This window comes from Candidatus Woesearchaeota archaeon, assembly GCA_003694805.1.
Lineage (GTDB): Archaea > Nanobdellota > Nanobdellia > Woesearchaeales > J110 > J110.
In genome coordinates this window covers 1-17,554 of sequence record RFJU01000013.1, presented here as the reverse complement: position 1 = coordinate 17,554, position 17,554 = coordinate 1, and the positions used below count along the sequence as shown (strand labels likewise).

Below are 17,554 nucleotides of genomic sequence, written 5' to 3'. Positions count from 1 at the left end.
GGTGAAACACAATGACCAAACCCATCTCTTTCCAAGCAAAGGTGAGCAGCCAACAACTCAGCGCATTTTTCTCGTCCCACGAAGAAGACGAAGAAGAATAAGCAAAGCACACGCTCCATCTCCACAACAGACTTCCTCGTGAGGCGCTGCAAGGAACAGCCCCACGCACGCCTCCCCAAACGAAACGCCAAGCAAGCCCATCCAACGCGTTCACGCTCCTTTTTTCAAACCAACCACCACTAGCTTTATAACAAAAAAGCAACTCCTTCACCCGTATGCCAACGCTCAAAATAGGCCTGACTGGGAAAAACGCCGCCGGAAAGGGAGCAGTCGCTAAAATTCTACAAGAACTCGGGTTCTCCTACTACTCCCTCTCAGACATTTTGCGCGAACACCTCGCCGAAGAAGGAAAAGAAATCACCCGCGACGCGCTCATCGCAAAAGGCACTGAACTCAGAGAAGCACAAGGAAGCGACTACCTCGCCAAAGAAGCCTGCAAGCGCATTGCAAACCAAGGAGATGTCGTCATCGACTCCATTCGAAACCCTTCCGAAGTTCGCTCCCTTAGACATTTAAAAAATTTCATTCTCATCAACATCGTGGCAGACCCGGACATCCGCTTCAAACGACTAAAAGCGAGAAGAAGAGAAGGCGACCCGACAACGTACCAAACCTTCCTCTCCCTCGAAAAAAAGGAAGAAGCCTCCAAGAACTCTGCCGGGCAACAACTCGCCGCGTGCGCCGCCCTCGCCGACGAAACCATCACAAACAACGGCTCGCTCCAAGCCCTCCGCACCAAAGTCATCAACACCCTCAAACGACACGGAAAAGAAATAGACGAGCGGCCAGACTGGGACGAGTACTTCCTCGGCATCATGCACGCGGTTGCCAAACGAGCCACGTGCGATCGAGGACGGTCAGGGTGCGTCATTACGAGAGACAAGCGCCTCCTTACCACTGGCTACGTCGGCGCGCCCGTCGGGCTCCCGCACTGCGACGAAGTCGGCCACCTCTTCAAAACCGTCTACGACCAAAAAGGCAACAAAAAACAGCACTGCATCCGCACCACGCACGCCGAACAAAACGCACTCATCCAAGCCGCACGCCACGGCATCAGCGTCGAGGGAGCAACCATCTACTGCACCATGACCCCCTGCCTCGACTGTACCAAAATGATCATCAACGCAGGCATCAAACGTGTCGTCGCCGAAAAACGCTACCACGCCGACCAACAATCCCTCTCCTTCTTCAAAGAAGCAGGCATCGTCGTAGACATCCTCAACGACGAAGTGCTCACCTACAAAAAACAATAGCATCAAAAAAAAAACCATTCAAACGAACAACATACTTCTCATTGAGTTCAACATATATTAAAGCTATCAAAGCGTATTTATAGCCAAGCACCAACACCCATGCATCACGTTAACACCGTCGTACGACGCACACCACAAGAGACCGTACAAACAACAACAGACAACAACAAGGAAACACACCCCAACCAAAAACCCCTAAAAAAACAAAAAACCTTATAAGAAACACTTGCAAAGAAAACACAGAAGACTGAAGATACTAACAAAGATACTGAAACAATACTGACAAAGACATGTAGGCGGTGGCAAAAGATCACCGCCAAGGCAGGACATCCACCATGAAAAAAACACAACGAACAACAACCATTGCCGCAACACTCCTCCTTGCTGCTATGCTCATCATCTCCGGATGCACACAAACACAACTCCCAACGAACAACAAAGATACCAAACCGCCAAGCAAGCCTTCACCCCAACCAGGCGTGGAACGTGGCGGGACACAGGAACTCAAAAAAATCAACAATCCCGACGAGCTCATCACGATTCTCAAAGCGGCGCAGCAGCGGCAAGGATCAGGGCGCAGCTACGGCTTTCTTGCAGGCCCTGCAGCTTTCGACGACGTTGTTGTAGGCGGCGTCGGAGGGATGGCTCAAGAGAGCAGAGGATTCGGAGAACAAAAAAGCCCTCCTGGCATGCCTGAAGCTTCAACGTACAGCCAAACCAACGTCCAAGTCGAAGGCGTCGACGAAGCAGACATCGTCAAAAACGACGGCAAATACATCTACCTCGTGCGAGAAGCCCCCTTCAACCCCCGCCCTCAAGGCATCAAAGAAACGTTGATTGAAGTCGGGCAGGAAGCGGCTGAGAAAATCTACCCTACCACACACATCATCCCTTCCGTTCCTGAAGACCACTTCGAACTCGTCATTATTGACGCATACCCTGCAGACCAAGCCAAGATTATCAGCAAAACAAAACTGCCAGGGCGTGGACGAGGGCTCTTCCTCGGAGACGAGCGCCTCGTCGTCTTTATCACCGAACGAGAAAGAACAATTGCCGTCTCCCCTTACTCCTTCCTCCCCGAACCGACAAGGCAAGACGTCACCAAGGCACTCCTCTACGACATCTCCAACCCCGAAAAGCCGCAACTCCTTCATGAATACGCCATCCAAGGAAACTTCCTCGAAGCGAGGCTCGTCGGCGACTATGCCTACTTCATCGTGCAAGAGTGGGCAAGCCCTGACTACCCTCCCTTACCCCTCTTTCGCGAAGGAGACACCATCGTCTACCAACCCACCATCTACTACTTTGACAACCCAGAGGAATCATACACCCTCACCACCATCTCTTCACTGAACCTTAACACGGGACGCCTCCGCGGAGACTCGTTCCTCCTCGGATGGGGCGCTACGGTGTATGCCACGCCGGAAAGCCTCTACCTTGCCTACTCACGAAGATACGTCTCGGACTGGGGGGAAGACGCAAGGCACGAAGAATTCTTCAACGCTGTCTACCCCCTCCTCCCCTCCTCTGTTCAAGAACAAATCGACGAGGTAAAAGATCGCTCCTGGCTTTCAGCACTCACCATCTTGGAAGACTACTACAACAGCCTTGACGATGACGAACTCGAACGCACATTGAGCAAGATTGAAAAAGCACTCAACCAATACCGCACAGAGCGTTCTCTCAAGCGCAGTTCAACCATCATTAAAAAATTCTCCATTGAAGACGGAGAGATCACCTACCAAGCAAGCGGCGAGGTGCGCGGGAACTTGCTGAACCAGTTCTCCATGGACGAGTGGCAGGGAACACTACGCGTCGCGACAACCATCAACTACTACGATTATGACGAGAGAACACCCGTACAATTTAACAGCGTCTTCATCCTCGATGAAGACCTCGAAGAAGTAGGTTCCTTGGAGGGCATAGCAGAAGGAGAGCGCATCTACTCTGCACGATTCATGGGTGACCGACTCTACCTTGTTACTTTCAAGAGAATAGACCCCTTCTTCGCCATCGACCTGAGCAACCCCCGCGAGCCTCGCGTCTTGGGAGAGTTAAAAATCCCAGGGTTCAGCCAGTACCTCCACCCGTACGACAAGAACTACATCATCGGAATCGGAATGGACGTCGACCCTGAAACGAACAGGCAAGGCGGCGTCAAGGTCGCCCTCTTTGACGTCACGGACGTGAGCAAACCAAAGGAAGTGGACACGCTTGAAATTGGAGAGACAGGATCGAGCACTCCCATCCTCGAGGACCACAAGGCATTCTTGTTTGACAAAGAAAAAAATCTTCTTGTCCTTCCCATCTTCGAGGTCAAAGGCAAGCGCTACTACGACGAGAACCAGAGACGGTACACTCAGGACCGCTTCACCGGCGCCTACGTCCTCGCCCTCTCTCCAACAACGGGCATAACTGTTCGCGGAACTATTGAACACGAGCCAGCAAAAGACACGTACAGGTGGAGGTATTATTCGCTCTGGCGAAACAACGGCGTGGTGCAGCGAAGCATCTATATGGACGATGTGCTTTACACCATCTCTAACACCGCAGTGAAGATGAACAAACTCAATTATGGAGGAGACGACGACCTCGACCTCATCGGAGCAATTGACCTCTTGGAATGAACATGCTCAGATTGCAGAGAAGCCGCCCTGAGCTGTTTTTCAGAAACGTGGGCTCACAACGTATTTTTTTCTTTTTTTCCTTCCACACGCAAAAGCTTTTCCCTGCTTGAAAAACCTGACGTTATCGAAACAGGACGTTTAAGTGCTTTGGAAACGAACCGGACCAGAGCCGCGTTTGCTTTCCCCCGTTCAGGAGCCTCAGCGACTGCAATATGCACTACGCCACGCTCGTCGACCCTGAGGACTCCCGTCTTTGCAGCCCTTGTCTTAACCTTGACGCGAAGCGTTCCCGACGCTGCGTGCTGCGCCAACACTTTTTCCTCATCCAACGTGCCAACACACCTTTCTTCCTTCTTTGCTGGAGAAACAAGAACACAAGAGAAAAGCAACCAATACGCCCTTTCCGCTTAGCTAACCGTAATCCCTCCATGTATTCCCGCATGACTCGCACTTTAAGAACTTTGTTTCTCCTTCATCGCCTGCTCGCGTTTGCACCAACCAAAAAAATGCTTTCGCATGATGGCATTTCGGGCACTCTGCATCAGTGAGGGGAAGCATACCTTCTTCTTCGCCGTCCACGACGTTGAGGTTCTTCTCCTCGTTCTTCACCACTTCCTTTAGCGGTGCGCCTTCATGTTTTCTGTCAACAAAGCCGCACGAACAGGCAAGGACTGCCTTGTCCTTTTCTTTTTTTGGCCGCAAAAGCGAGCCGCATTTTGGGCAAAACATTGCGTTACTAACCTCATGACAACGAAGTTCTGAACCTCTGCCACCACGATTCTTTTATAAAGCTTGTGCCAAAAACACACCAAAAACATATTTTCCATATTGAAAGTTTTTTCATTTGGGAAACCGCCCGAACAAGAACGAAGGCCAACGAAGAACCACACTCAAAAAAAGAAGACCTACCTTGCAACGCTTAAGCCGCCGCTGATTGCCCGCAACATATCAACAAACACAATCTTCACATACCCCACATAAGGAATGCGAAAAACAGCCCTGCCCAAGTAATACGCGGGGTCAATTTGAAGTTCATTCAAATCAGGAGCGACAATGCTCCTATCGTTATTATCTCCCTTCGTGCGAAAATACAGCTTTCCATCCTCACGCCACACATGCACCACCCGATGAATAATAGGATACGGCTTGTTCGCCTCAAACACGATGACATCCCCTACTTCGATGTCCTCAGGATCCGTGCCGACAATAACCATGATATCTCCCTTATTAAACCCGTTCTTGAAAGGAAAGCGCTCAAACACCTGCTTGGTAATGTTTAACGCAAGATACTTGTCCTCCTGAGCAGACCACCACACATCAAAAGATCCTTCATGCTCCATACTATTAGAAACCACCGCAACAATAGGAAACGGCGTCCCCAGCACTAACCCAAGCCCAGGATACACGACGAACTTGATAAGCACAAACGCGAGAACAACGTTCACGACCAAACTCAAAAAAGAATCCTCCTTCCATAAAAAAAACCACACCCTCCGGGCAGCCCCGCGCCAACCTCCTCCAACCGTTCGTTTCCTCTTTTGCGACACAACAAACGCGACCCCTCACCATTTTTTAAAGGTTTTCCTTTCACAACAACCCTCCTTTCTCCCAGCCCTCTGCACCAAAACCAGAGAAAAACCAAATTCAAAACAATCTACGAATAGTTTAAATACACGTCCTCCCTTCGAGCCACACAACAACGCCGCCGCGTTCCACAACGATGCGCACCGGCACGAACGCCCCGCTTCAAACAACACAACCACAAACGAGACAAAAACCAACAAAAAGAAAAAAAAGCATGCTCTCTTCACCAAACCAAAAAAAAAACTTTCCAAAAAAAGATAGGAACAAACCATGAAATTCTGTCCTCGATGCGGAAGCAAACGAGTCGTCAGCGTCTTATGCGCCTCTTGCCTCCGAGAAACAACACCCCTCATCACCGGCACCACAACTACAAAACTCACGCTCTGCCCTGAAACAAAAAAACTCAAATGGAAAGGAAAATGGACAACCTACCCCACCCTCAGACAAGGCATAGCCGCCTACCTCAAAGACACCCTCACCTTCGCCTTGCACGCACAACCTGACACCCTCACAGTCACGCTCTACAAAGAACACAACAAACACCTCGACGTCGACATCATCATCGAAGGAAACCTCGAAAACAAACATTACCACGAAGCCTACCACCTCACCATCCCCCTCGCGAAAGAGCCAAGCACACCCCAAAAACACAAAGACTATTTTGAAGGAACCCTCCAACTCAGAAACCCTACCCCGCACACAAAACAATTCATCCAAAACCTCCTCCTCAAAAGCCACCCCGGCGTACACATTGCAAAAACAATCCAACGAAAAAACGGCTACGACATCCTCCTCAGCAGCAACAAAGCAACCTACCAAATTGCCCAAGCACTCCACAAAACATTCGGCGCAACCATCAAGACCTCAACTCACCTTTGGGGCCACGACCGCCAACGCAGCAAACACCTCCAACGCCTCACCGTCCTCGTCAAGATCCCCGCCGTTCGCCCCGGCGACGTCATCACCTACAAAGACCGCCCAGTCCTCATCCAAACGGTAGGCAAGACAACATATGGCTACGACCTCTCTCGACAAAAAAAAATCAGCATCCCCTCCTCCAGCCTTGACGAACAAGAAACACTTCCCATCTACGAAACATCCATCGTACAAAACCAACCATCCGTCTACGTTCTCCACCCCACAACGTTCCAGCCCATCCCCCTCGCCAACACACCACGCTCCACAGCAATTAACACACCCCTCTCCATCGTACTCTACAAACAACAAGCGTACACCCTCCCCTCAACGAACAAAGCCAAGCACACCCCCTCCTCAAACTACACAACACCGCTTTCTGCCCAGAAGAAAACAAGAAACAAGAACTAACAAAAACACAACTACCTTCGCAACGCTTTTTTGCCCGGTTTCAACTGCGCAGCTTGCCATGCTCGCGATCATACTGTGGCACGTTCTCCTCAATAAACTGATCAAAGTCATCGACAGCATACCCTTGCGCAAGCAACATCGTCTTAATCTGACTCACATGATACCCCTGCCGCAAACGCAACAAAATAAAATCCTTCACCGTCACGTCCAAGTGCTTCCCCGAACCTTTCCGCTTTGCCTTTACCGCCTTGCTGCGCATCCTTCTTCGCAAAACCAACACCGCCACGCCAGGACCAGCAACCATAACCAGCAAGGCCAGCCCAACCAAGAAAAAAGGGAACCCTCCCTTTTCCTCACCCTTTCCAAACACGACTTCCTTCGCAACGGGAATTTCCTTCACAGACTCGTTCTTCGCAGGGCACAAGAAACGCTCCGGGGGCTTGCCAAACTGCGTCAAGCAGCCCGCCTCATCCCTGCACGACCTTGTCTGCTCATGAACAGACGCATCATCGCACGAAGAAGGTTCCCACGCCGAACACACCCAACGAGGTTCACAATGCGCCTGCAAGATCTGCACCCCACGCCGAGGATACACCCTCACCGACCCCCACTTGAAATTCATCGGAACCCGCATAACCTCCAAAACAACCTTCCCCGACATGTCCAGCTCAATCACCGGATCCTCGGACACATTGGCAACCACGCGCGCCACATCACAAACGGACTCGTTCCCTTCGAACAAGCATGCCGTAACAACATACGACCCAAACCCAGAAACCTCATCAAAGCCGTCAGGAAGGTTTGACCAGTTCACCAACACCTCTTCAGCAAAACGGTCAAACGATACCCGAGCACCGCCTGCACCCTCCTCCAACGGTATAACTCGAACACTCCCCCCAGCCGCGCTCAACGCGAAGGAGGAGACCAGCACCAACAAGACCCCTAGCGCGAAAGCACCAACGAGTCCTGACCTCGCCACAAAAACCATCTTGTTCACCTGCTCAGACTACGCCGTCCACAACTCGCGTACCGACACCCATCTTTCTGAAAAAAACCTTCTTTATAAATATTCCTCAAAAAGAGCACGTGCTCCCACACGCGGCCGCGTACCAAACCCGTCACGAACCCCCTCTCCCTCCAAAACAACCTTCTAAAAAAAAACAAAAAAAATGGGGAAACGGAAAGCCGAAGAAGAACCAAAAAACAGAAAAAAAAAAAAAAAAAAAAAATCCTCATCACGACTTTTTGCGACTGGCCGCCTCTAAGAGCTCTTTGGCAACTTCCCACTCCTGCTTCGTCTCTACTTTGCTCGGGCAAACTTTCTTCCCAGGCCAATACACCCAACACGACTCACCAAACTGCAACCACTTCAAGCAATGCCTACACACGCCGGGCCCCTCTTTAAAAGAGGCTTTTGCAGATTTTCCTCGCTTCTGTGCACCCATATCCTTCCTGAAACCCGCTTGCTTGATTTAAACTTTATGGTTTACCAAACGCCAAAAAACACGCAATCAAAAAAAGTATAGAACAACGAAAAAAAAGACAATCAACAAACACAACACGTCACGAGCAGCGCACAGAAAAAGAACGTTGCGTGTTCCGTGACGTCAAGCTAAAAGCTTAAAAAAGAACACACACCAACACACCTCCATGACCACCCTCGTTGCGCTCCTCTCAACCGGCAAGGGAAGCTGGGCTGAAGTGTTCAAGCTCCTGCGCTCAGAGGTCTTTGAAAAAGCCTACCTCGTGACGAACACATTCGGCAAAGAAAAATGCCAAGAACAAGCCAACCTCGTCGTCGTCGACCTCGACCAAGACGTCATACACCTTAGAGATGCGCTCATAACCGCCCTCAAAGAACCGCTTCGCTACGAAACAGAAGTTGCACTCAACATTTCCTCAGGCACCGGCGCCCAACACACCGCCCTCCTCAGTGCACTCCTCAAACTGGGCGTGGGCATACGCCTCGTCATCCCAACAGAAGGCGGCGTTGACGAAGTGTGACCACAAAAAAAGGTTGAGAATTTGAATCAGTGCCGCGTCATGAGACGAACAAGGGAGCATGGCCTCCTTCTCCACTACCCTGCAGGAAGAGACTGCGGATTCTCGGGCATGATGCCAAGCAAGGCAAACACTAAGCGATCCGCCGCCCGCACCGTTTCCTGCGCGGTTGCGCCTTCCACTAAAATACAATCCCCAGACGCGGCCACCCTCGTTTGCTCGCCGACGTGAATCCACACCACCGTGGTGTTTTCATCCGCCGTGTCGCACGTCACAACCAAGCCTTCCGCATTCTGCGCCGGCGGCCTTCCAAAAAAAGCACTTCTCGTCGGGATGTTTAAAATCTGATTCCCCGTCCCAGTAATCTTCGCAATCTCCACCCCGGCAATGACAGGAACACTCCCCGCGTCCGGGTCGAGTGCAACAAATAATCGCTTTGGCCGCTTATCGACAATGAGTGCCTTCGCCGCAGGATCAAAACTAATATTTTCCACCTCCGAAGGATGATAGTAGAGTTGGATCGCGTACGGCCTCCCCTCCACAGAAATAGAGGTAACCCAGAAATCTCCCAACCGCTCAAAAGGAAAATAATTATACGTGAAATCCTCCTTGGGACCGCTCGCCCACGACCGAGAAAGCCAAACACCCCCAATAAGGACTGCGCCAATCACGACAACAGAAAAGATAAGGAAGAAAAGCGCTGCCCGATCCTTCTCCTTTTGCACGCCTGCCTCGCCGCTCCTCGAGCGCCCTTCGCCCCGCGCCTGCGAACGTCGTGACGTTCCCGAACGCCGTCCTGACGCTCGCGCAGGCTCGGCCTGCTTTGCCTGCTTCACCCTATGAGGAGGCATCAGGCACCACCCCTAAGAACTGATAGAGCAAGCTGTCACGAAGCTCCAAAAAACCCGTATTGTTCGCCTCAAACACCACACAGGAAGCATCCCCTGAAAACCGCGTCACATTCGCCACTTGCAAGACAATGACAGGAAAAGCAGGAGAGGCATCTTCACACCCGAGCAGGCCAAGATCGTAGTCAGCACTTTCCTCGGTTACACCAAACCCTGTTACGGGAAGCTCCCTTGCAAGGTCAAAGCGAACCGTGTCAATGAACGGCGCGTTCTCCTCATCCGGAGAAAACGCAATAGCAACAACGCCCGCCTCCTTCAACGTGTCCAAAAAACCGTCTGGAAGCACGTAACGCTCCACTAGTTGCGGAGGCACATAGAACTCGTAGTCCTTCCCCTTGATGTTCGCCTTGAACACGCCGTCCTTCGGCGTAAACTTCACACCCCCATACGTAAAAGAAGACGATGTTTGCGTCTGAAAGCCGAGATACGTTCCAGCAATACTAAACACCATGATTGCACTCAAAAACACACTCATGAGTATTTGCTTTCTCCTATCCTCCTTTCGTTGCCGTCTCGAAGCCATCGTTCACCCGCTTGTTCTCCTCAGCATGTTCCTGTTACCTGTTTCTGTTACTCGTTCAACTCCGCCCGTCCCGCTCAAAGCCAAAAAAAACAAGCGTTTCTTTAAATATTTTATGAAGAACCTCCTTCGACCACGAAAAGCAACGCCCCTTCCACGATCATTTCGCCGCCCATGCCTTTTACGGAACCTTCCCTGCCAACACCGCCGCGACATCCCCTACGTTCTCCTCGTAGACGTGTGCGGACATGCTCACCGTTGTGATCCCTCCTCGCTGAACACCGAGATTTTCTGCCACGTACTCTTGCACCATCCCCAACTGAACTACGTTCGCAGGCCACCCCATGAACATGTCGTTAGAACGAATTACCGCGCTGAGAAAAAGCGCGCCTTCGCGAACGCGGAACTGCAAGAACACCAAGCCAGGACTGCCGCCACCGCCAATTCGAGAATCAATAAAAGGATCATACAGCACCACGACAGCCCGTCGTGACGTTGGCGATGCACGAAGAAGAGGAATGATGAACTCGTCAAGCTGATTGCACTGCCCGCGAAACGAAAAAATCCGCGGGCCGTACATGTACTCATACGCGGATTTCTCCTTTCTCGCCCGCATAACGTACGCCAACTCCTCCTTTCTCGGATATACCCACTTCGAAGACCGAGCAAGCAGCTCCATCGGCTCCTCAAGCCCGCGCGAAACGTCTTCAATGGTGAGGACGCAATGCAACACCTCTCTGCACAACCTGCCATCCTGATCCTTCAACACAACACCGTTTTGGATAATGTGCTCAAGCACCACCCGCCAACCATCCATCGCGGACAAAACCGACACTTCCATTCTTAACACCTTTCCTGCTTACCGAACACGCTTCACGACAAGTACGACGTGAGCCGAAGATTCCCTGAAAGCCCTCGAAAATCATACGTGAAACAAGGAAGATCAAATTCTGAGAGGAGGAACCCCCACTCCTTCACCACCTCACGGCCCGAGACGCTGCCGTGACGGAAAAAACGAACACGATCCCCGCCAGAAAACAAACCTGCAAGGCGTTCTCGCACACGAAGATAAGCAACGCCCTCCTCGCTTTGCAGATCGCGAATGCTTCTCACAACCGACTTTTGGTAGGTGCGTACACTGAACGCTTCCTGGTCGAACTTGCCAAAGGCGCTTGACAGCGCGATGCGAAACCGCACCGGCATCCCGCACGCCTTAAACACCGTCTCCTCAGCGTGACAGAAGGAACTCAGCAGCTCCCTCCCCCTCTCAAGCAAAGCCACCGCCTCTTCTGCCCGCTCCCAATCATAATTCCATAACCGAACATAACACCTGCTCAATCGAAAAAACGAACTGAACGTTCCCTGATCAATCCTGTGCAACGCCCCAAAATACTCTTGAGCGTGCTGGCGCTGCAACACATTCGCCCGGAAAAGCGATTTGCCGACCTTGAGGAGGCGATCATCAAACCCCTCAAGCGAACCCTTTGCGCGCAACGGCTCCCTCTTGGAAAAAAGCTTGCCCGCATCAATAGCAACGCTGGACTGAGCAAGCGCAAAGCCGCGAAGCCCTTCGACTTCCTCTCGCGCGGACTCCCACTCCTCCTTCGATACAGCATACACCCCTCCCCTTCCAATAACGAGCGGCGCCGGCAACACATCTTTATTATGCACGTTAAGCTTAACCTTGCTCGTACAAAACGCGCTTACCGCCTTGGCCAGAACAGATTTTTTACGTGCGCACACCCCCGCGGAGAGTTGTAGCACAAGAGAAATATTGCCCAGTGAAGCGTTGGCAAAGCGCTCGAGGAAGGAAGCAAGCACACGCTCTTGGTTACATCGCTCTACATCAATGAGCAAGCACACCCGCTTATGATAATCACCCGCATCAAGATTCATTTCTTCCAGTGCCGAAAACACCTTCCCCAAGCCGTCGTCACGTTTCGCCGGCAAGAACGACTCAAACCCTCCAACGCCAACGACGTCATTCACCGCAGCGAAAGCATCCCGCAAAGCTAGCACTAAACGATCAATACTCCCGACTTTCTGCGCCTGGAGCAAGAACGCATTGAGACGGGTCACCCACGTTTCCGGCTCAAACTTCGCCACGACCCCCTCGTGTTCAAGCCCTTCCATGGGAACGGAAGTGTTCGCCGGCTTGGAAATAATAATACGTCGCTTGCTCTTCTCAATAATGTAATCCCCTTCTTCAAGCCCCAACCGAAACACTTTCTCCCCCTTCTCCCTGCTCCCCGCAACCTGCAAGATGCCGTCTTCCACCAACTTGCTTAAATGATACAACACCTTGCGATGAAGGCCTGCCTTCTTTCGCTGGACAACTCGACGCTCTTTGGGCGTTGCGGCCCGATGCAAATCGCGCTTAATCAGCGCGTACTCAGGCTCAAGCACTTCACGAACGACATCCCCTGTAGAAACTTCAATATTTGGATCTCTCTTGAAAAGCTTGAGAATCTCACGCTCAATCCTGTGCATGGGCACAGAGAAGCGAAAAGAACCTTATAAATATTTGCGGGAGGAAGCGGCAAAAAACCCCCTACCGCGCCGCACTCGCCACCCTGCTTTCCCTACCAAAGAGCACCACGAGCAAAAAAACACCCTTCTCTTGTTCATACACGCATACTCACCCTTGCCCCTCGAGGAAGTGCTTCCACCTCTCTTCGTCTCAGGAAGGATTCTTCACAAAAGCCGCCACGCTCAATGATTGCCTCTCAGAACTGGACGGCCTCCTTCTCTTCCTGCCCGCCCACTCCACACTGCTCGTTCGGTCTATCACGTCAAGAAAGAGCTCATCAGTCAAGAATCCTTCCTGCTTTAAGTCTTCCACAATGAAGAACTCTTCCTTTTTTTCGAGGTCGAAGCGGTCAAGGGATTCAGAAAACGCGTGCAAGTCACGCATGTCTCTGAAAATACCCTCCACCGCGTAATCAAACCCGTTGCTCACTCTAAAAACAGAGTTCACCCTCGGCGAAGAGAGAAGAAATTTCTCGAAGGACTCACGCTCTGCACGCGGCAGTTTAAACAAGATATGTACGCGCAGGTCAAACCCGACCCTGCGAAAATCCATAAGCACCGTATGGCGCTTAATAATGTTTTGCTCAAAGCTTCTTAACGTATCAAAAATAGTTGAGACAGGAATATTCGTCTCTTTGCTCATCTTCGTGAGCGGTATTCTCGCGTTGCGCCTCAATTGGCTGAGCACCAACAGGTCTTTTCGCTTCAGCATAGCAATCCACCTCCCCCGACACCTCCTTTCTTCAAAGGGTCTTGCAGAACGGGTTGGTTCAGAAAAATTTAAACGGTTTGCAGGAAGGAACCTTCCTTGGTTCAGAAAATGGCTGAACCAGCAGGAGGCTTGCCACACCAACGACCTTCAGAACGACCACCCCCCAACCCCACCAACACATAAATATTCATCACCATTCAATGATAACATTTAAATAGTGTTGTGGCATCCCTCCACCTTCCAACAAGCCACCATGAGCGCCACACAACCAATCCACCCGCGAAAAACAGAAGAAGCCGCGAGGCTCTATGCCGACATCGAAAAAATAAAACGCTACTTCCACTACAGACTCACCACCTTCCCCAAACACTACCCTCACTTAGAAAAAGAGAGCAAACACCTCTTCTTCTACGACATCATCGCAGGCATCGTCGACCTCCTCGAAGAAGACCTCCACATACCCCGAAGCGCCATCTTCGACCTCATTATCGACAACGACGAGTACAACCGCTACCAACGCATCAAAGCCATCAACCTCCCTGCCAAAACAACACCCTCCCAACAAAACAACCACGGCCTCCAACAAAGCCAACCGGCCAGCGACTAAAAACACCCCCCGCCCTACCCGGTCCACAAGGCACCCTTCTCCTTCTCCAAAAAAAATAAGCCCGACCACACAACATTTATAAGCCACCAGTCCGTTGCAAACAACACAATGAGCGATCAGAAAGACCCCGCCACGAATGAAGCCATCACCACCCAAGCCAGAAAGCTCGCCTTGGAAAACGCCGTCAAATACCACGGCAAAGCAAGCTTCGGAGCAGTCATCGGCAAACTCCTCCACAACAACCCCTCCCTCCGAGAAAACCTCAACACCATCAAACCCACAGTCCAACGCATCATTGACGACGTCAACAAGCTCACCAGTGCTCAGCAACAACAAGAACTCCACCGCATCAACCCCGAGTTTGAAAAGGAACAAGCAGAAAAAAAAGAAAACAACCGAGCAGCAAGAAAAGAACTCCCACCACTCCCTGAAGCAAAACGCGGCAACGTCACCACACGCATGGCCCCCGAACCATCAAAATACCCGCACATCGGCCACGCGATGAGCTTCCTCATCAACTACCTCTACGCAAAAAAATACGAAGGAACCTGCATCCTACGCTTTGACGACACCAACCCAGAAAAAGAAGCACAAGAATACGTCGACGCCATCACCACTGACGTCCTCGACTACCTCAACATCACCCCTGCCAAGACCGTATTCGTTTCGGACGCGATGGAAACCTACTACGCCTACGCAGACAAACTCATCAAAACAGGCAACGCCTACACCAGCACACAAACACCCCAAGAGATGTCTGCAGACCGCCGCGCCATGCGAGACAACCCAGAACGCGAAAAACCCATCACCACCATCCAAGAAGAGTGGAACCGCATGAAAGCAGGAGACTACCCCGACGGCACCATCACCCTCCGCCTCAAAATCAGCATGCAACACAAAAACGCCGTCATGCGAGACCCTGTCATCTTCCGCATCTGCTCAACACCCCACTACCGACAAGGCACCCGCTACAAGGCATGGCCCCTCTACGACTTCGCCTGCGCCATCCAAGAACACATACAAGGCGTCACCCACGTCCTTCGCAGCAGCGAATTCGACACGCGCATCGAACTCCAAAACCACATTCGCTCCCTCCTCGGACTCAACAACCCCTACACCAAACAATACGCCCGCTTCAACATCACCGGAGCGCTCACCACAGGACGCGAAATCAGAGAACGCATCGAAAGCGGAGAGTACACCGGCTGGGACGACCCGCGCCTCGTCACGCTCAGAGCCCTTCGCCGACGAGGCATCACCAAAGAAGCGCTTTTCGAACTCGCCACCATCATCGGCATGTCCCGCACCCCTTCATCCATCGGATTCGAAACCATAGCAACCATCAACCGCCGCATTCTCGACAACACAGCAAAACGATACTTCTTCATCAAAAAACCAACCCGCATCACCATCAACGGCGCGCCACGAACAACCATCACCCTCAAAAACCACCCCACCAAAGACCTCGGCACCCGCACCCTCACCGTCAGCGAGCGCCTCCTCATCGAAGAAGCAGACGCGCCCCTCCTCAACCAAAACAAACTCGTCAGGCTCATTGACTTCTGCAACATCAAGAACAAAACATACCACTCAGACGCATACGACGCATTCAAAGGGAAAGGCACCAGCATCATCCACTACCTCCCCGACGACCCCTCCCAACTCATCAACACGACTATCATTATGCCAGACGCGACCAGCATCACCGGCGTTGCCGAACGAAACGCAACAGCCCTTAACGAAGGAGACATCATCCAATTCATCCGCTTCGGATTCTGCCGCCTCGACAAAAAAGAACCAAACCACCTCACCTTCTACTACGCCCACAACTAGAACAACAGCGAAAGCATCACCGGCGTCATAATACACCCCATCGCGTGCACCCTTGCCGTCCTCGTTACCGCAGGAATCAAACCCGTCCCCGCGGCGGTCACAAGAACCAGCAAACCACGAAACCCGCCAAGAACGGCCGATAACACAACCAAGAACCCGACCACGCCACCAGCCAGCCACGAATACGGAACACGCCGAAGCAACACCACAAAACGCTTTGCCAAAAACAACGCAAGCACCACCCCCACACCCCCCGCAACAACCCCCACCACGCCCAGCACAAACACATCAGCGAAACCAACCCTTCCCAGAAGGGACTGCACACCCACCACAACACCATTCCTTGCACGACCAATCGTGGCAAGCGTTATCAAACTCGCGCCAAAATTCACCGTAGAAATCCCCCCCACCAAAACCATAAAACCATGATCGCCCAAGCCTCGTGAAAGCTGCAACGCAAGCACCGCAGCAGTCGCCGCCCCCACACCCGGAAGCAGCGCCGTCAACGAACCCGCCACCACAGCCAAGACACACGCCTGCACCACCACACCCCAACGAACCACCATATCGCTCCGAACCGCCTGATCAGGAAAGGACTCGCGCTGAAACAAACTATACACCAACGTCGACACGCCAAACAAGCCAGAAAGCATGGGAAAAAGAGGATCACGAACACCGCTCGCGAACACCACCACGCCCAACAAGGAAGAGAGACCAAACACCACCACCCCCCACACCCGCCTACGCTCCCGCGCCAGCATGAACACCACCACGCCCAACAAAACCCAGCCGACCACGCCCTTCACCAACCCTGCCAGAACAGGAAAGACAACGAAGAGCACCGGCGAGAGCACAGCCACCCCAACCAAGGAAAGCAAACTCCCAAGAACCGTCAACTTCACCGCCATCACCCCCTGACCACGCAGCACGTACCGATGCCCAGGCAACACGCCAAGCGCGTACGCATCCTCCGGCGCGCCAAGAAACACGGAAGGAATCGCGTCAAGAAACGTGTGAACCATCCCCATCGACACAAGAAACGAAGCAAGCGCAAAAGAAGACAACCGCGAGGACAACACCGACGAGCCACCCATCACCAACGCAGTTACCAAATTCACATGCACACCAGGGACGAGGCCAGTTATCGTTCCCGCAAGCAAGCCAAGGAGAACCGCAAGGACTATTTCGAGAAACATAGACAACCCATGTCAGCCCAATTTTTATGCCTTAGGGCTTTTAAACCGCCGATTCCTCCAACACACTTGCAGATTTTCCGACTCTCACCAGCTTTTCCGGGCTGAAATGAACCACACACGTCCCAGCCCACTCATCGACTTCTTGCCACAACCACCAGGACAATAACACGTCAATACAAACAATGACAGCTCAACCCTTCTAAACCTTGTCTTGCTCTGGCACGGAATCTGCTTTGAAAAACCATTCCGCACGTCTGCTCCGAAAAAAAAACTATAAATAGCCCTGAAGAAAAGGGCAACACATGGAAGACAAAAGCACAAAGCCACGAATATGAGAGGTAAGAAAAAATGATTTCGCTTGTCTCTTTTGAAAGCTTCATTATTCTCTTCATAATCTG

General features: G+C 51.9%; 18 protein-coding genes. 8 read left to right on the top strand and 10 right to left on the bottom strand.

The window, feature by feature from the left end:
- Nucleotides 1–275: 275 nt before the first annotated feature.
- Nucleotides 276–1,313, top strand: a complete 1,038-nt coding sequence (locus D6783_00480; protein ID RME53924.1) for a hypothetical protein — start codon at nucleotides 276–278, stop codon at nucleotides 1,311–1,313.
- A 335-nt stretch (nucleotides 1,314–1,648) separates the two neighbouring features.
- Nucleotides 1,649–3,940: a hypothetical protein gene (locus D6783_00475; GenBank protein ID RME53923.1), complete on the top strand. Its 2,292-nt coding sequence runs from the start codon at nucleotides 1,649–1,651 to the stop codon at nucleotides 3,938–3,940.
- A 53-nt stretch (nucleotides 3,941–3,993) separates the two neighbouring features.
- Here the strand turns inward: D6783_00475 and D6783_00470 are convergent, their stop codons facing one another.
- The 3 genes from D6783_00470 to D6783_00460 all read right to left on the bottom strand — a co-directional run bounded on the left by D6783_00470 (nucleotide 3,994) and on the right by D6783_00460 (nucleotide 5,280).
- Entirely contained in the window at nucleotides 3,994–4,329 is a 336-nt protein-coding gene (locus tag D6783_00470; protein RME53922.1) for a DUF167 domain-containing protein, read from the bottom strand.
- Between the two features lie 22 nt (nucleotides 4,330–4,351).
- Nucleotides 4,352–4,669, bottom strand: coding sequence for a transcription factor S (locus D6783_00465; protein RME53921.1), 318 nt, complete (start codon nucleotides 4,667–4,669; stop codon nucleotides 4,352–4,354).
- A gap of 176 nt (nucleotides 4,670–4,845) precedes the next feature.
- Nucleotides 4,846–5,280 carry a signal peptidase I gene (locus D6783_00460; protein ID RME53920.1) on the bottom strand — a complete coding sequence of 145 codons (435 nt, stop codon included), beginning with the start codon at nucleotides 5,278–5,280 and terminating at the stop codon, nucleotides 4,846–4,848.
- Nucleotides 5,281–5,353: 73 nt separating this feature from the next.
- Here D6783_00460 and D6783_00455 point away from each other — a divergent pair, with 73 nt between their 5' ends.
- Entirely contained in the window at nucleotides 5,354–5,785 is a 432-nt protein-coding gene (locus D6783_00455) for a hypothetical protein (GenBank protein RME53919.1), read from the top strand.
- A 9-nt stretch (nucleotides 5,786–5,794) separates the two neighbouring features.
- Nucleotides 5,795–6,850 carry a hypothetical protein gene (locus tag D6783_00450; protein ID RME53918.1) on the top strand — a complete coding sequence of 352 codons (1,056 nt, stop codon included), beginning with the start codon at nucleotides 5,795–5,797 and terminating at the stop codon, nucleotides 6,848–6,850.
- Between the two features lie 40 nt (nucleotides 6,851–6,890).
- Here D6783_00450 and D6783_00445 read toward each other — a convergent pair whose 3' ends face one another.
- On the bottom strand, nucleotides 6,891–7,838 hold the full coding sequence (locus D6783_00445; GenBank protein RME53917.1) for a hypothetical protein: 948 nt from the start codon (nucleotides 7,836–7,838) through the stop codon (nucleotides 6,891–6,893).
- Between the two features lie 98 nt (nucleotides 7,839–7,936).
- On the opposite strand from D6783_00445, the gene D6783_00440 reads away from it, so the two are divergent.
- Together D6783_00440 and D6783_00435 are read left to right on the top strand one after the other, a co-directional pair.
- Nucleotides 7,937–8,326, top strand: a complete 390-nt coding sequence (locus D6783_00440; GenBank protein ID RME53916.1) for a hypothetical protein — start codon at nucleotides 7,937–7,939, stop codon at nucleotides 8,324–8,326.
- Between the two features lie 174 nt (nucleotides 8,327–8,500).
- Nucleotides 8,501–8,854: a hypothetical protein gene (locus tag D6783_00435; protein RME53915.1), complete on the top strand. Its 354-nt coding sequence runs from the start codon at nucleotides 8,501–8,503 to the stop codon at nucleotides 8,852–8,854.
- Nucleotides 8,855–8,928: 74 nt separating this feature from the next.
- Here D6783_00435 and D6783_00430 read toward each other — a convergent pair whose 3' ends face one another.
- The 5 genes from D6783_00430 to D6783_00410 all read right to left on the bottom strand — a co-directional run bounded on the left by D6783_00430 (nucleotide 8,929) and on the right by D6783_00410 (nucleotide 13,520).
- Nucleotides 8,929–9,702, bottom strand: a complete 774-nt coding sequence (locus tag D6783_00430) for a hypothetical protein (GenBank protein ID RME53914.1) — start codon at nucleotides 9,700–9,702, stop codon at nucleotides 8,929–8,931.
- The gene (locus tag D6783_00425) at nucleotides 9,689–10,210 is read right to left on the bottom strand and encodes a hypothetical protein (GenBank protein ID RME53913.1); all 522 of its coding nucleotides are present in this window, start codon (nucleotides 10,208–10,210) and stop codon (nucleotides 9,689–9,691) included. The genes D6783_00430 and D6783_00425 overlap by 14 nt, the downstream gene beginning before the upstream one ends.
- 250 nt (nucleotides 10,211–10,460) lie before the next feature.
- Nucleotides 10,461–11,120: a hypothetical protein gene (locus D6783_00420; protein RME53912.1), complete on the bottom strand. Its 660-nt coding sequence runs from the start codon at nucleotides 11,118–11,120 to the stop codon at nucleotides 10,461–10,463.
- A 32-nt stretch (nucleotides 11,121–11,152) separates the two neighbouring features.
- Nucleotides 11,153–12,769, bottom strand: coding sequence for a hypothetical protein (locus D6783_00415; protein RME53911.1), 1,617 nt, complete (start codon nucleotides 12,767–12,769; stop codon nucleotides 11,153–11,155).
- Nucleotides 12,770–12,959: 190 nt separating this feature from the next.
- Nucleotides 12,960–13,520, bottom strand: coding sequence for a hypothetical protein (locus tag D6783_00410; GenBank protein ID RME53910.1), 561 nt, complete (start codon nucleotides 13,518–13,520; stop codon nucleotides 12,960–12,962).
- A gap of 253 nt (nucleotides 13,521–13,773) precedes the next feature.
- Here D6783_00410 and D6783_00405 point away from each other — a divergent pair, with 253 nt between their 5' ends.
- Both D6783_00405 and D6783_00400 read left to right on the top strand, forming a co-directional pair.
- Entirely contained in the window at nucleotides 13,774–14,127 is a 354-nt protein-coding gene (locus D6783_00405; protein RME53909.1) for a hypothetical protein, read from the top strand.
- Between the two features lie 108 nt (nucleotides 14,128–14,235).
- A complete protein-coding gene (locus tag D6783_00400; GenBank protein ID RME53908.1) occupies nucleotides 14,236–15,960 on the top strand; it encodes a glutamate--tRNA ligase in 1,725 nt (574 codons plus the stop codon).
- Here D6783_00400 and D6783_00395 read toward each other — a convergent pair.
- Nucleotides 15,957–17,156 (bottom strand): hypothetical protein, encoded by a 1,200-nt coding sequence (locus D6783_00395; GenBank protein ID RME53907.1) that lies wholly within the window; start codon nucleotides 17,154–17,156, stop codon nucleotides 15,957–15,959. The genes D6783_00400 and D6783_00395 overlap by 4 nt on opposite strands.
- Between the last annotated feature and the right edge of the window lie 398 nt (nucleotides 17,157–17,554).

Bases quoted from the DNA above. Each gene is read 5' to 3' on its own strand.
- D6783_00480 (RME53924.1), top strand. From the start codon at position 276: ATGCCAACGCTCAAAATAGGCCTGACTGGGAAAAACGCCGCCGGAAAG.
- D6783_00475 (RME53923.1), top strand. From the start codon at position 1,649: ATGAAAAAAACACAACGAACAACAACCATTGCCGCAACACTCCTCCTT.
- D6783_00465 (RME53921.1), bottom strand. From the start codon at position 4,669: ATGTTTTGCCCAAAATGCGGCTCGCTTTTGCGGCCAAAAAAAGAAAAG.
- D6783_00460 (RME53920.1), bottom strand. From the start codon at position 5,280: ATGGAGCATGAAGGATCTTTTGATGTGTGGTGGTCTGCTCAGGAGGAC.
- D6783_00450 (RME53918.1), top strand. From the start codon at position 5,795: ATGAAATTCTGTCCTCGATGCGGAAGCAAACGAGTCGTCAGCGTCTTA.
- D6783_00445 (RME53917.1), bottom strand. From the start codon at position 7,838: ATGGTTTTTGTGGCGAGGTCAGGACTCGTTGGTGCTTTCGCGCTAGGG.
- D6783_00435 (RME53915.1), top strand. From the start codon at position 8,501: ATGACCACCCTCGTTGCGCTCCTCTCAACCGGCAAGGGAAGCTGGGCT.
- D6783_00430 (RME53914.1), bottom strand. From the start codon at position 9,702: ATGCCTCCTCATAGGGTGAAGCAGGCAAAGCAGGCCGAGCCTGCGCGA.
- D6783_00425 (RME53913.1), bottom strand. From the start codon at position 10,210: ATGGTGTTTAGTATTGCTGGAACGTATCTCGGCTTTCAGACGCAAACA.
- D6783_00420 (RME53912.1), bottom strand. From the start codon at position 11,120: ATGGAAGTGTCGGTTTTGTCCGCGATGGATGGTTGGCGGGTGGTGCTT.
- D6783_00415 (RME53911.1), bottom strand. From the start codon at position 12,769: ATGCACAGGATTGAGCGTGAGATTCTCAAGCTTTTCAAGAGAGATCCA.
- D6783_00410 (RME53910.1), bottom strand. From the start codon at position 13,520: ATGCTGAAGCGAAAAGACCTGTTGGTGCTCAGCCAATTGAGGCGCAAC.
- D6783_00405 (RME53909.1), top strand. From the start codon at position 13,774: ATGAGCGCCACACAACCAATCCACCCGCGAAAAACAGAAGAAGCCGCG.
- D6783_00400 (RME53908.1), top strand. From the start codon at position 14,236: ATGAGCGATCAGAAAGACCCCGCCACGAATGAAGCCATCACCACCCAA.
- D6783_00395 (RME53907.1), bottom strand. From the start codon at position 17,156: ATGTTTCTCGAAATAGTCCTTGCGGTTCTCCTTGGCTTGCTTGCGGGA.